General features: G+C 69.6%; 13 protein-coding genes and 1 pseudogene. 9 read left to right on the forward strand and 5 right to left on the reverse strand.

Annotation, left to right across the window (positions count from 1 at the left end; all coding sequences use genetic code 11):
• Positions 1 to 11 precede the first annotated feature (11 nt).
• From GT355_RS02945 to GT355_RS02955, 3 genes are all read right to left on the reverse strand, one after another.
• Positions 12 to 1,094 (reverse strand): hypothetical protein, encoded by a 1,083-nt coding sequence (locus GT355_RS02945; RefSeq protein ID WP_160133256.1) that lies wholly within the window; start codon positions 1,092 to 1,094, stop codon positions 12 to 14.
• 72 nt (positions 1,095 to 1,166) lie between these two features.
• Positions 1,167 to 2,069 carry a ferritin-like domain-containing protein gene (locus tag GT355_RS02950; protein ID WP_160133257.1) on the reverse strand — a complete coding sequence of 301 codons (903 nt, stop codon included), beginning with the start codon at positions 2,067 to 2,069 and terminating at the stop codon, positions 1,167 to 1,169.
• Positions 2,070 to 2,142: 73 nt separating this feature from the next.
• Positions 2,143 to 2,394: a hypothetical protein gene (locus tag GT355_RS02955; RefSeq protein ID WP_160133258.1), complete on the reverse strand. Its 252-nt coding sequence runs from the start codon at positions 2,392 to 2,394 to the stop codon at positions 2,143 to 2,145.
• An 85-nt stretch (positions 2,395 to 2,479) separates the two neighbouring features.
• Between GT355_RS02955 and GT355_RS02960 the strand changes: the two genes are divergently transcribed.
• Positions 2,480 to 2,890, forward strand: a complete 411-nt coding sequence (locus GT355_RS02960; protein WP_160133259.1) for a hypothetical protein — start codon at positions 2,480 to 2,482, stop codon at positions 2,888 to 2,890.
• A 120-nt stretch (positions 2,891 to 3,010) separates the two neighbouring features.
• Here GT355_RS02960 and GT355_RS02965 read toward each other — a convergent pair whose 3' ends face one another.
• Entirely contained in the window at positions 3,011 to 4,138 is a 1,128-nt protein-coding gene (locus GT355_RS02965) for an NAD(P)/FAD-dependent oxidoreductase (protein WP_160133260.1), read from the reverse strand.
• Positions 4,139 to 4,271: 133 nt separating this feature from the next.
• On the opposite strand from GT355_RS02965, the gene cofD reads away from it, so the two are divergent.
• The 7 genes and pseudogenes from cofD (at position 4,272) to GT355_RS03000 (ending at position 9,920) form a co-directional block, all read left to right on the forward strand.
• Entirely contained in the window at positions 4,272 to 5,273 is a 1,002-nt protein-coding gene (cofD, locus tag GT355_RS02970; RefSeq protein ID WP_160133261.1) for a 2-phospho-L-lactate transferase, read from the forward strand.
• Positions 5,273 to 6,055, forward strand: coding sequence for a tRNA-dihydrouridine synthase (locus GT355_RS02975; RefSeq protein ID WP_160133262.1), 783 nt, complete (start codon positions 5,273 to 5,275; stop codon positions 6,053 to 6,055). Before cofD ends, GT355_RS02975 begins: the two co-directional genes overlap by 1 nt.
• Positions 6,052 to 6,888, forward strand: a complete 837-nt coding sequence (locus GT355_RS02980; RefSeq protein ID WP_160133263.1) for a triphosphoribosyl-dephospho-CoA synthase — start codon at positions 6,052 to 6,054, stop codon at positions 6,886 to 6,888. The genes GT355_RS02975 and GT355_RS02980 overlap by 4 nt, the downstream gene beginning before the upstream one ends.
• A complete protein-coding gene (locus GT355_RS02985; RefSeq protein ID WP_120069473.1) occupies positions 6,885 to 7,469 on the forward strand; it encodes a DUF447 domain-containing protein in 585 nt (194 codons plus the stop codon). Before GT355_RS02980 ends, GT355_RS02985 begins: the two co-directional genes overlap by 4 nt.
• Positions 7,470 to 7,516: 47 nt before the next feature.
• Positions 7,517 to 7,711 carry a 30S ribosomal protein S17e gene (locus GT355_RS02990; protein ID WP_007692526.1) on the forward strand — a complete coding sequence of 65 codons (195 nt, stop codon included), beginning with the start codon at positions 7,517 to 7,519 and terminating at the stop codon, positions 7,709 to 7,711.
• A gap of 68 nt (positions 7,712 to 7,779) precedes the next feature.
• Positions 7,780 to 8,814, forward strand: coding sequence for an aspartate-semialdehyde dehydrogenase (gene asd, locus GT355_RS02995; RefSeq protein ID WP_160133264.1), 1,035 nt, complete (start codon positions 7,780 to 7,782; stop codon positions 8,812 to 8,814).
• A 153-nt stretch (positions 8,815 to 8,967) separates the two neighbouring features.
• Positions 8,968 to 9,920, forward strand: a pseudogene (locus GT355_RS03000) (AEC family transporter).
• A 41-nt stretch (positions 9,921 to 9,961) separates the two neighbouring features.
• Here GT355_RS03000 and GT355_RS03005 read toward each other — a convergent pair.
• A complete protein-coding gene (locus GT355_RS03005; RefSeq protein WP_160133265.1) occupies positions 9,962 to 10,918 on the reverse strand; it encodes a D-2-hydroxyacid dehydrogenase in 957 nt (318 codons plus the stop codon).
• 120 nt (positions 10,919 to 11,038) lie between these two features.
• Here GT355_RS03005 and GT355_RS03010 point away from each other — a divergent pair, with 120 nt between their 5' ends.
• Complete coding sequence (locus tag GT355_RS03010; RefSeq protein WP_160133266.1) at positions 11,039 to 12,385, forward strand: NAD(P)/FAD-dependent oxidoreductase; 1,347 nt, start codon at positions 11,039 to 11,041, stop codon at positions 12,383 to 12,385.
• The last annotated feature ends 10 nt before the right edge of the window (positions 12,386 to 12,395 follow it).

The raw sequence follows: 12,395 nt of genomic DNA on the forward strand, positions 1-12,395 counted from the left end.
GGGGCGGTGAGTCAACCGACCGGTTCGCCGTCCGCGACCACACGGGTGAGCTCGAAGACGGTGTTGCCGTCGGCGTCGGTCGCCTCGATCCGGAGTTCGTAGGTCGAGCCAGCGCCGTCCGGCACGGTGAACCTCGTCTCGCCGGTCGAGTCGCTGCCGCCCGCGTCGAACGACCGCTCGGCGACGGTCCGAGCCTCCCCGTCGGGGTCGGCGACGAGGCCGACGGTGACGCCCGAGAGGTCGTCGTCGGGGTCGGCGACGGTCCAGGCGACGTCGAAGACCGCCACGGTGCCGTTCGACGCGTCGGTGACGTCGAACGACTCGACGACCGGCGAGCGCGACGCCGGGGTCGCGGTCGGGCTCTCGTCTCCATCCCCCGCGGCCGACTCGTCGGCGTCGGTCGGCGTGTCCGCCTCATCGGACGCCGTCGTGTCGGTCGGTGTCTCCGCCCCGCCCGATCCACCGGCCGCATCCGACGCATCCGCTTCGCCTGACGCATCAGCCTCGGTCGGTGTATTCGGCTCGCCTGACGCATCAGCCTCGCCCGATTCGTCCGCCTCGTCCGACGCAGCCGTCGCGGTCGGTGTGTCCGCCTCGTCCGCTGCAGGCGTGTCGGTTGGGGTCCCGGAGTCGGCTGCCGCCGGGGGTTCCGGTGCCGACGGCGCTCCCGACTCCGCTGCGGGCTCCGACGTCGGCGTCGCGGTCGATGTCGCGTTCCCCGTCGTCGTGTTCTGGAGTGCGGTCGCCGTCGTCCGAACCGTGCCGAGGTCGGTCGTTGTGCCTCCGACGGTCGTCCGGGTTCCCGCGGTCGTCGGCTGCTCGGTCGTCCCTCCAGCGGTACTCGTCGTCGGGCCCTCGGCTCCCGCGCCGCCGTCCGTCAGCCCACCGAGGAACGGGAACCCGATGACGAACAGCACCGCGCCGAGCACGACGACGACCACGAGGATGGCGACGACGCTCTCGGCACCGAGGCTCCTGTCGGTCGTCCCGCCCGGCCGCTCGTCACCGAAGACGAACCGGCCGTCGTCGGGCCCCGTTCGGTCGTCGTCGGGTCCCGTTCGGTCGTCGTCGGGCCCCGTTCGGTCGTCGGCCATTATTCGTCTCCTGAGTGTGGGTTCGGTTCGTCAGCGGTGGCCACGGTTGGGTCGGTCGGTCTCACGGTGGACTCAGGGGTACGACCGCTGGAGGACCACCGTTCCGCTCGCGTCGCGCACCGTCATGGTGTCCGCGCCGTTGTCCCAGACCTCGTTCGCCCGACCCCAGTAGCGTTCCGTCGCGGTGTCGGTGCCGCTCCCGGTGTAGAGGGTGACCTGCGCCCCCGGCGCGAGCGAGACGCCCTCCGGGAATGTGTAGGTCGTGCCGGAGCTGTCCGTGACGGTCCAGCCCGAGAGGTCGAGGCCCGCGTCGCCGGTGTTCTCGTAGGTGACGTACTCGTCGTTGAGGTTGTTCGCGTCGGTGCCGTCGGCGTCGGCGCTCAGCCCCGCCACCGAGAGCTCGCCCTCCCCCGAACCGTCGTCGCTTCCGTCGCCGTTCGCGCCCGCGACGAACTGCTTTGCGATCGGGCCCACCTGGTCTTCGCTTCGCGCCGGGTCGAACGCGTTCGGTGCGGGGCGCTGGAGGTTGAGCAGTTGGAAGTAGGTCGCGTGGTTAGCCTCGACGCTGTGGATCGAGAGCGCGGCCGTGAGGACCTCCTCGCTGTCGATCATGGGTGCCGCACCGGCGTAGGCCGAGACGCCGACGGCTTCGATCCGGTCGGCGAGCGCGACGAACCCCTCCATGGAGTCGTAGGGGAACTCGTAGTCGGCGAGTTCGACCGGTGTGCCACCCAGTTGTTCGATCGTCTCGGTAAGCGCGTCGACGTGGGCCTTCTCGTGGTCCCGGACGTCCTCGATCTGCTGGTAGACCGAGTACTGGAGGGTCGGGCGGGCGAAGTAGTTCGCGACCGCCGAACACTCGACCTCGTGTTCCGAGTGGTTGGCGAGGAACTCGTCGTAGAACGCGTACTCGAGGTGTTCGAGTCCCAGCGCGTAGTTCAGTACGTCGACGTCGCTCGGGTCGGGTCCGTCCATACCGACGACAGACAGATGTGGGATAAAAGAGTATGCCAAATTCTCGCCGGAGAACCGGCGAGCGCGTCCCGAGTTATCCGAGGTCGGTCTCCTCACCGTCGACGTAGACCGAGACGTCGCCGTTGGCCTCGAAGCTCGTGATCTCGCCGGTGATGTGGTAGGCGTCGCCGCCACCGCCGAGCCGTCCGTCGACCGTCGAGCCGCTGATGACGTCGATGTCGGGGTCCTCGGTCACGCCGCTGTCGTCGATCGGCGCGCCGTAGCTCTCACCGCGGCGCTCGATCGACCCCGAGACCGTCAGCTGGTAGGTGACCTTGTCCTCCACGGACCCACCGATGAGGACGACGTTGTGCTCCTCCTGCGGAGTGGTCTCCGTCGGGGTCGATGTCTCCGTCGGTGTTGGTGTCGGGGTGTCCGTCGGGGTCGGTGTTGGTGTTGCGGTCGGTGTGGGCGTCGGTGTCGGGGTGTCCGTCGGGGTCGGTGTCGGGGTGTCCGTCGGCGTCGATGTTGCGGTCGGCGTAGCTGTTGGGGTTGGCGTCCCCGTCGCGGTCGACGTTGCAGTGGACGTCGCCGTAGACGTCGTGGTGGCCGTCGCGTTCGAACCGGCGGTCGTCGTCGACGCCGCCGTCGTGGTGTTCGGTGCCGGCGGACTGGTCGGCGAGCCCGTTGCGGTTCCCGTCTCGTTTCCGGACTCACCGGACGTCGGAGCCGGTGTCTGGTCCGCGGGTGCCGACGCGAGCTGTGAGCACCCCGCGAGCAACAGCAGCGCGACACACACGACGGCGATGACGGCTCGTTGCCTCATGCCCCTAACCAGCTAGCTTCTCGACCATAACTCCCCCGATAGGAGAAACGGGCCGTTTCAGCCCCCTATCGAACCGATATCCCTGGTTTCGGCCGAGATCGTGTCGACTCACCGACCCGGTTCGTGCGTCGGTCGGTCAGGGTTCGTCTCGGACCAGCCCGACGGCATTGCTCGGCGCGCCGACCACCGAGAGATACGTCGCGCCGACGGTGCTCTTCAGCGCGTTCGCCGCCGCACCGCGAACGACGCGCGGGCCGACTTGGCCGACCGCGCCGTCGCCGACGCTCACCAGCCACCCGGGCGCGTCGAACCGGAACCGTTCGGGTCGCGGCTCGAAGACGCCGTCGCGGTCGTCCTCGACGATCCGGGTGATGGATTTCGCCACGGTGAGCGCCTCGCGGACCGCCGCCGCGGCGCTCGCGGGCACCGCCGCTCCGTCGGTGTCCGTGACCCGCGCGGCGTCGCCGACCACGAAAGTCCCGTCGCCGAGCTTGAGGGTGTCGGGGATCAGCGGGCGCTCGCCGCCGAGCGCGTCCGGTCCGCGGAGCCCGCCGGTCCAGACCAGCTGGTCGTAGTCGAGCGCCTCGCGGTCCTCGAACTCGACCGCGGTGTCCGTCGCCCGCTCGACGGTCCGTCCCGTCTTCACCACGACCCCACACGATTCGAGCTCGTCGCGGACCGCGGTCTGGAAGTCGGCGTCGAAGTTCGGCGCGACCGCGTCGGCCTGTTCGAGGAGGGTGACCTCACAGCCGAGGGCCTCCTCGTCGGCGAGCGCGGCGAGTTCGCCCGCGACCTGCACCCCCGACAGCCCCGCGCCGCCGACCACGGCCCGGTCTCGGGAGCCGAGGTCGAGGAACTCCTTTCGAATGCGTGCAGCGTCCGGCAGGCGTTTCAAGGGGATGCTGTGCTCCTCGATCCCCGGCAGGTCGTAGTAGGCCGTCTCGGCCCCGAGACAGACCGCGCCGACGTCGTAGTCGAGTGTCGTCTCACCCGCCTCGTCGTCGAGGTGGGCGACGCCCGCCTCGTGGTCGACGTCCGTGACGCGCGCGACGCGGACCTCGGCACGGTCGAGCACGTCGTCGAGGTCCACGGTGATCCGGTCGGCGAGCGCGGGCCGGCGGACCACCCGGTGGAGTTCGTGCTGGACGAGGTGGTCGGGTCGGTCGTTGACCACGACGATGTCGGCCGACGACGGCAGGCTCCGTTCGAGCCGGCGGGCGAGCATCAGCCCGGCGTAGCCGGCACCGAGAACGGCGACGTTCATGCGCGAGGCTTGGTTTCGCAGGGCTAAATCCTTTGAGAATACCGACGCACGAACGGTGCTCCTCGAAGCGGATTCGGGCGGTCGCCGACGCGGGAGCAGAAGGGTTTAGCCCGAAGCCGGTCGAACCCGGGCTATGGTGACGTTTCTCTCCGGCGGCACCGGCACGCCGAAGCTTCTCTCCGGTGCCGATTCGGTTTTCGCCCCCCGCGAGACCACCGTGGTCGCCAACACCGGCGACGACGTCGAACTCGGTGGCCTGCTGGTCTCGCCCGACCTCGATACGGTGCTCTACGACCGCGGCGGCGTGCTCGACCGCGAGCGGTGGTGGGCGGTAGCCGACGACACGACCGCGACCCACGACGAACTCCAGGAACGCTCGGCGGCGGCGGGCTTCGAACCCGGCCCGCGCTACCTCCCTGACGAAAAACAGACCGCGGGGCGCGACCTCGCGCGCTGGCGGCGATTCTCGGGCGTGAGTGAGTTCATGTTGATCGGCGACCGCGACCGCGCCACACACCTCCTTAGAACCAGTCTCCTCGACGAGGGCTACTCGCTCACCGGGACGACCAGTCAACTCGCCGATTCGTACGATCTCGGGCTCGAACTCCTCCCGATGAGCGACGACCCGGTCGCAACGATGATCCACACTCCCCAAGACGAGGTCCACTTTCAGGAGTTCTGGGTGGCCGAAGGCGGTGAGCGCTCGGTCGAGGACGTCGAGTTCCGGGGCGCGGAATCCGCCGATCCCACCGACGCGGTGCTGGAGGCGCTCGCCGGTCCCGTCGTGATCGGCCCGTCGAACCCCGTGACGAGCATCGGGCCGATGCTCGCACTCGACGGCGTTCGGGAGGCGCTCGCCGAGACGACCGTGGTGGCTGTCTCGCCCTTTATCGGTGACGAGGTCTTCTCCGGGCCGGCGGCGAAGCTGATGGAAGCCGTCGGGCTGGAGGCGAGCACCGCGGGGGTCGCCGAGGCCTATCCGTTCTGCGACGCGTTCGTGGTCGACGACGGCGACGACACGCCGCTCGACCGGCCGACGGTGAAGACCGACATCACGATCGACACCCCCGAGGACTCGGCACGGGTCGCACGCGCCGTCGCCGACGCGCTCGAACTCGGGCGGGGGGAGAGCTGATGGTCGACCTCGACTTCGAGCCACGGGTGGCGCTGGCGAGCCTCAGCGGGGAGTCCGACGCGGCGTGGGCGAAACGCGCGGCGGACCACGCCGGCCTGGCGTTCCTCGGCGGGATCGCGATCGACGAGGGCTCGCGGCGGGCGGCCGAACGGCTGGTCGAGCGCGGTCGAAACGAGTTCCTGCCCGAGGACCCGTTCGCGTTCGTCGACCGGCAACTCCGCGCGCTCGACGACGTCCCCCTCGAAGCGGGTGTCAACGTCAGAAGCGCCTCGCGCGCGCCAATCCGGGACGTCGCCGAGCTCTGTGCCGACCACGACGCTATCCTCGAAGTCAACGCCCACTGTCGCCAGCCCGAACTCTGCGCGGCGGGCTGTGGCGAGACGCTCCTCAGAGATGCCCACCGGCTCTGTGAGTACGTCGAGACCGCCGCCGCGACGGGCGCGGTCGTGAGCGTCAAACTCCGCGCGGAGGTGCCTGGCATGTCGCTCCCCGAGACGGCCGGCTGGGTCGCGGCCGCCGGCGCGGACGTCCTCCACGTCGACGCGATGGACTCGGAGGAGGTCGTTCGGGAGATCGCCGACGCCGTCGACGCGTTCGTGCTCGCCAACAACGGCGTTCGCGACGCGGCGACCGTTACGGAGTATCTCGATTACGGTGCGGATGCGGTGAGCGTCGGCCGGCCGAGCGACCGCCCGGCCGTGCTTCGACGCGTTCGCGAGGCGACCGATGCGTGGTTCGCAACCCACGAGACGGACGTGGCGGAGGCGGGGACCGGCGGATGAGGACGACCGCGGAGAACGCCGAACTCGCCCTCCTGCTCGAAGTCACGAGCACGCCGAAACCCGGCAACGTCGACCGGACGCACGACCACGACGACCTCCGCTTCGAGCACTTCGTGGCGGGCGCGGTGGGCGCGAGCCAGGGCCTCCGAATGGCGGCAGCGGGCGACCCAGTAGGAAAATCGTTCGAGCGCGCCGTCGAGGGAATGGCGAACCAGCGCGGCGGCAACACCCAGTTCGGCGCGTTGCTGGTCCTCGTCCCGCTGGTCGCGGCGGCACGCGCGGAGGGCGGGGTCACACCGGAATCGGCGTCGGCGGTCGCCGAGGCCACGACGGTCGAGGACGCGGCGGGGTTCTATCGAGCCTTCGAACACGTCGACGTCGCGGTCGACGACCCGCCCGACGGGATGGACGCGCTCGACGTTCGCCGCGGTGCCGAGGCGGTTCCCACGCTCGAAGACCGCGGGCTGACACTCTCCGACGTGCTCGCGGCGAGCGTCGAGCGCGACGGCCTCGCGCGCGAGTGGGTCTCGCGGTTCCCGCGGAGCTTCGAGACCGCCGAACGGATCGAGTCGAGCGATGGGCCGGTGCCCGACCGGGCCGCTCGGGCGTACCTCGAACTCCTCGCCAGCGAGCCCGACACGTTCGTCGCGACCGTCCACGACGAGGCGACCGCGCGCGAGGTCTGCGAGGCCGCCCGCGCGGTGCTCCGCGGTGAGGCGAGTTCCGAGACCCTCGCCGACCAGCTCGTCGAGGCCGGGGTGAACCCGGGCACGACCGCCGACATCGTCGCCGCCGGGCTGTTCGTCGCGCTCGAACGCGGGCTCGACGTATGACCGGACCCAGGGAGTGGCCGGTCGACCTCGACGGCGTCACCGAATCCGTGGTGGCGACGCGCGGCCCCGGGGGAGCCTGGAACTTCGCGGCGCTCGGGCTCCACGCCGGCGAGCCCGCGACGGCGCGGACTTGGGGTCGCACCCGAACGCGACGCAACTTCGAGCGCGAGGGCAGTGGCATAGTTCAGTTCGTCCACGACCCGGTGGTGTTCACCGAGTGCGCGCTCTCCGTGCTCGAACGCGACTCGCCGGTCCACCCCGCGGCCGCGGCGTGGGCGCGCGTCGACGTCGAGCGGGTCCAGACGGGCGAATCCGGGGACACCGAGTGGGCCGAGTGGGAACTCGTGCCCACGGAGTCGGCGGTCGAATCCCGGACCGTGCCGACCACGAACCGTGGCTACGGGGCGGTCATCGAGGCCACCGTCGCGGCCTCTCGACTCGACGTCTCGGGCTACGATACCGCCGACCTCCAGGATCGGTTGGCGTTCTTCGAGGACGTCGTCGCGACCTGCGGCGGTGAGCGCGAGCGGGCCGCGATGGCGCTGGTGGGCGACCTGTCGGCGTGGGACGGGGCCGACTGAGCGGGCGAGAGCGCGTCGTTTATACGCCGCGCGAAAAAAGTCGGTCCATGGCCATCAAACCCGCCTACATCAAGAAGACGGCGAACGAGCTGCTCGAACGGTATCCCGACGCGTTCTCGACCGACTTCGAGCACAACAAGGAGAGCGTCACCGCGCTCACCAACGTCCAGTCGAAGGGCGTCCGCAACCGGATCGCGGGCTACGTCTCCCGCAAGCGCCAGTCCGAAGCCGCGGCCGCCTGAACCGGTCGGATTCGGCGTGATTTACGCCGACCAGAACCGTTTTCCCCTGGTTTGTCCTACCGCGGGGAATGACAACGCGAGTCGGTATTCTCGGTGCGACTGGAGCCGTCGGCCAGCGCCTCATCCAGCTTCTCGACCCCCATCCCGAGTTCGAGATCGCCTGCGTCACCGCCAGCGACGACAGCGCCGGTCGCCCCTACGGCGAGGCCGCGAACTGGCGGATCGACGTCCCGATGCCCGACGCCGTCGCCGACCTCGACGTGGCTCGAACGGAGCCCGACGCGATCCCGAACGACGTTCCGCTCCTGTTCTCGTCGCTTCCCTCGTCGGTCGGCGAACGTGTCGAACCCCCGCTCTGTGAGGCGGGCTACGTGGTCTCCTCGAACTCATCGAACGACCGGATGGCCGAGGACGTCCCGCTCACGATCCCGGAGGTCAACGGCGACCACCTCGACCTGATCGAGGTCCAGCGCGACTCCCGCGGCTGGGACGGCGCGCTGGTGAAGAACCCCAATTGTTCTACCATCACGGCAGTACCGCCGCTCGCGGCGCTCGCGGAGTTTGGCCTCGAAACCGCCCACGTCGCCACGATGCAGGCGGTCTCCGGCGGGGGTTACTCCGGGGTGACCTCGATGGAGATCATCGACAACGTCCTCCCCCACATCGGCGGCGAGGAGGAGAAGGTCGAGACCGAACCCACCAAACTCCTCGGCGAGTTCGACGGTGCGGCGGTCCAGCGTCACGAAGTGGATATCGCCGCCTCCTGCAACCGCGTCGCGACGGTCGACGGCCACCTCGAAAGCGTCTGGGCCGACACCGCGGAGGACATCACGGCCGACGACGCCGCCCGCGCGATGCGCGAGCTCCCCGCCCTCGACCTCCACAGCTCGCCCGACCAGTTCGTCGAGGTCTTCGAGGAACCCGACCGTCCCCAGCCCCGGCTCGACCGGATGGTCGGCGGCGGGATGAGCGTCGCGGCGGGCGGCCTCCGCGGGACGACGCATGGTGTACAGTTCAACTGCCTCGCCCACAACACCCTCCGTGGCGCGGCGGGCGCGAGCGTGCTGAACGGCGAACTCCTCGTCGAGCGCGGCTGGGTCTGAACGCCCTTCCCGCCGTCGGCCCGTCGTCGTTGTTCCCGAACCAGCATGAGCCGGTCATTGTCGACGGATCCAGACCGTATTTGACGCCGGACCGACCACGACCGATATGACCTCGAACCCCCGCTCGAACGTTCGCGCCACCAGTGGCGCGAGATGAGCGGCGTCGTCGCGCCGTTCACCGACGCGATCCTGCCGATCGTCGCGATCGCCGCCGTCGGCTACCTCCTCGGTCGTCGGACGGGGCTCTCGGTCGAACCGCTCAATACGGTGGCACTCACCTTCTTTTTGCCCGCCCTCGTCTTTCACGGGATCGCCACCACCGACCTGAGCGGCGGGACGGTCGTCAAACTGGTCGGTGGCGTGCTCGCCTACACCTTCGTCCTGATGGGGATCGCCTACGTCGGCGGCCGCGCGCTCGACGTCCCCGAGGCGCTCCTGCCGGCGATCGCCCTCTCCAGTGCCTTCCCGAACTCGGGGTTCGTCGGGATCCCGCTCACGGGCTTCGTCTTCGGCGAGATCGGGCGCACCACCGCGACCCTCTTCCTCACGACCCAGAGCGTGGTGCTCTACACCCTCGGGGTCTACGTCGTCTCCTCGGACGGCGAGAACGCCGCCATGGAGGCGGTTCGCGAGGTCTTCCGGCTCCCGCTGGTCTACGCGGTGATCGCCGCGGCGGCGCTTCGCGCGCTGGGTCTCGTCCCGCCGACCGACGGGACGTTCATGACCACCGTCGACTCGGTGGGGTCGGCGTCGATCCCGTTGATGCTTACGGTTGTGGGGATCCAGCTCGCGGAGGTCGAGCTCGGCGCGCCCGGCGCACCCTCCTCCCGGCGGGGCTCAAACTCGCCGTCGCACCCGTCGTCGGCGCGGCGCTCGCGCTCGCGGTCGGCTTCTCGGACCCACGGGTGAGCAACATCTTCGTCATCGAGTGTGCGACCCCCGCGGCGGTGACACCGCTCGCGCTCATCATCGCCTACGGCGAGACCCCGGAGGAGGGGCTCTCAGCAGCCGAGTTCACGAGTACGGTGATCTTCGTGACCACCATCCTGAGCGTCGTGGTCCTCACCGCGCTCGTCGTCGCGGTTCGGAACGGCTGGCTGTTCTGATCTGAGCCGTGCCGCTTCGTTTCGACCCGCGCGGAACCGTCTCAGAGCACCTGGTTCTTCAGGTCCTCGTACTCACCAGTTTGATCGACCCGCTCGACGTTCTCGGCCACGATGTCCGCGAGGCGTTCGTAGTACATCGGGGTGTTGCCGGTGTTGTGGGGGGTTATGAGGACGTTCTCGAAGTTCCAGAGTTCGTGGTCGACGGGTAGCGGCTCGGGGTCGGTGACGTCGAGCACCGCGCCGCCGATGGCGTTGTCGTGGAGCGCCGCCACCAGCGCGTCGGTGTCGACCACCGGACCGCGCGCGACGTTCACGAGGAACGCCTCGGGCGAGAGCGTGGCGAACTCCTCCTCGCCGATCAGGCCTTCGGTCCCTTCGTTCAGCGGCACCGCGAGCACGACGCTGTCGGTCCGCGCGAGCGCGTCGTGGAGTTCGTCGGTCCCCAGCACCTCGTCCGTCGGGCCGCCCTTCTCGGGCGAGTGACGCACGCCGATGGTGTGGACGTCGAATCCCGAGAGCCGTTCGACGATCGCGTTTCCGATTGCGCCGAGGCCGACGACCGTGACCGTCGATCCGGCGAACTCGCTAGTGGGGTAGGCGCGCCACTCGTTGTGTTGCTGTCGTCGCCAGCCCTCGTAGTGGCGGCGGGTGAGCGAGAGCAGGAAGCCGAGGACGTCCTCGGCGATGTTGGGGCCGTGGACGCCCGAGGCGTTCGTCACCGCGACGCCGTGCTCGTCGAGCGCGTCCATCGGGAGGTGGCCGTAGCCCGCCGAGAAGCCCGCGAACAGCCGAAGGTTCTCGGCGTGGTCGAGCAGCTCCTCGTCGATGACCTGGCCGACCACGATGGGGACGTCCTCGACGAGGTCGCGCTCCTCGGCGGGCGTCGTCGCACACTCGACCTCGTGGTCGGGCAGGCGCTCACGGAGCGCCGTCGCCAAATCGCTGCTCGACAGTCCGTGGATCCCCTTTCGGAGCACGACGATGTCCGGGGCCGTCATTCGCTATCCGCTCCTGTGTCCATGCATGCGCTTCGGCGGCTACGGGTGTATATCCCCCGGAAGTCGAGCGGTCCCGGACACAACGGGTAGACATTTATTCCCGGCCGCGGGCGGATCGGTATGGAGCGGATCGATGTCGCGGTCGTCGGTGGTGGACCCGCCGGAAGCTCGGCGGGGCGAGCCGCGGCCAGGCAGGGAGCCGAGACGGTGGTGCTCGAAAAGGGGGTCCCGCGCGAGGACCGCGACCGACCGGGGCCGGACTCGACCGATGCCGCCGGGATGTTGGACTACTGGGTCGACCTGATGGACCTCCCCGAACCGGTCCCCGACGACGTGATCCTCCGGGAGCTCGACGGCGCGACCTTCGCGGGACCCTCGGAGCGGATCACGATCCGGGAGACGGGCATGAAAAGTTCGTACCCGAACTTCGGGTTCACCTTCCACCGCGCGCGTTTCGACGACTGGCTGCGCGAGCGCTGTGAAGCCGCCGGCGGGGAGTACCGCGTGGGCAAGAGCGTCCGGAACGTCGAGGTCGACCCCCGAGACGGACACGTCCTCACGCTCGCGAACGGCCACGAGATCGAAGCCGAATACCTGATCCTCGCCGACGGGCCACAGCGGACGGTCACGCGCGGTGTCCTCTCGGAGTTCGTTGGCGAGAGTCGGTTGGAGGGGCTCTCCTCGCGCCGCGCGAACCACATCGCCTACCAGGAGTATCGAGAATTTCCGCCCGAACTCTTCCCCGATGACCGGATCGTCTTCTGGTGGGGTGCGATGCCGGGCCACACCGCCTATCCGTGGGTCTTCCCGAACGACGGTAACGTCGCGCGCGTGGGGCTGACGATGCCGATCGGGCTCGACATCGACGAGGTCGAGAACCGCGAGAGCTACCGCCTCCTCGAACCCGACGACGACTCGATCCCGTCGGGCTCGGAGTACATCCGCCGCCTCCTCGAGAGCGAGTACCCCGACTACGACCTCGAGGACTTCCCTCTCGTCGAGGACCGCGGCAAGCGAAAAGGGGTGGAATCCTATCCGATCTCCTCGACGAAGCCGATCGACTCCCCCGTCGGCGCGAAGGTCGCCGTCGCGGGCGGCGCGATGGGGACCACCTCGGCGTTTCACGAGGGCGGCGACCACGTCGCGGTTCGGACGGGCAAGATCGCCGGGTCGCTCGCGGGCGCGGGCGCGCTTTCGGCCTACAACCGCGAGTGGAAACGTGCGGTCGGCGACGAGATCGCCCGAAACGTCGCGATGGCCGACGTGGTCGGCGGGTTCGGGCCCGACGACTGGGACCGGACCTTCGGGGCGGTCGGCCGGATGATGAAGGACGGGACGTACAGCCCGCTGCGGGTACCCCGAGCGGGGCGTGCGGGGCTGTCGGTGTTCGCGAAGTACGAACGCGCTCGGTTCGGCTACCGCAACGGCGGCTACGTCCAGATCGAGGAGTCGGAGTACGCGATATGACATCCTCCCC

The sequence above is a fragment of the Halococcus salsus genome (assembly GCF_009900715.1).
GTDB classification, from domain to species: domain Archaea; phylum Halobacteriota; class Halobacteria; order Halobacteriales; family Halococcaceae; genus Halococcus; species Halococcus salsus.

Coding starts and splice junctions, on each gene's coding strand:
- GT355_RS02965 (WP_160133260.1), bottom strand. CDS start 4,138: ATGAACGTCGCCGTTCTCGGTGCCGGCTACGCCGGGCTGATGCTCGCC.
- GT355_RS02950 (WP_160133257.1), bottom strand. CDS start 2,069: ATGGACGGACCCGACCCGAGCGACGTCGACGTACTGAACTACGCGCTG.
- GT355_RS02975 (WP_160133262.1), top strand. CDS start 5,273: ATGGTCGACCTCGACTTCGAGCCACGGGTGGCGCTGGCGAGCCTCAGC.
- GT355_RS02985 (WP_120069473.1), top strand. CDS start 6,885: ATGACCGGACCCAGGGAGTGGCCGGTCGACCTCGACGGCGTCACCGAA.
- GT355_RS02990 (WP_007692526.1), top strand. CDS start 7,517: ATGGCCATCAAACCCGCCTACATCAAGAAGACGGCGAACGAGCTGCTC.
- GT355_RS02945 (WP_160133256.1), bottom strand. CDS start 1,094: ATGGCCGACGACCGAACGGGGCCCGACGACGACCGAACGGGACCCGAC.
- GT355_RS03005 (WP_160133265.1), bottom strand. CDS start 10,918: ATGACGGCCCCGGACATCGTCGTGCTCCGAAAGGGGATCCACGGACTG.
- cofD (WP_160133261.1), top strand. CDS start 4,272: ATGGTGACGTTTCTCTCCGGCGGCACCGGCACGCCGAAGCTTCTCTCC.
- asd (WP_160133264.1), top strand. CDS start 7,780: ATGACAACGCGAGTCGGTATTCTCGGTGCGACTGGAGCCGTCGGCCAG.
- GT355_RS02980 (WP_160133263.1), top strand. CDS start 6,052: ATGAGGACGACCGCGGAGAACGCCGAACTCGCCCTCCTGCTCGAAGTC.
- GT355_RS03010 (WP_160133266.1), top strand. CDS start 11,039: ATGGAGCGGATCGATGTCGCGGTCGTCGGTGGTGGACCCGCCGGAAGC.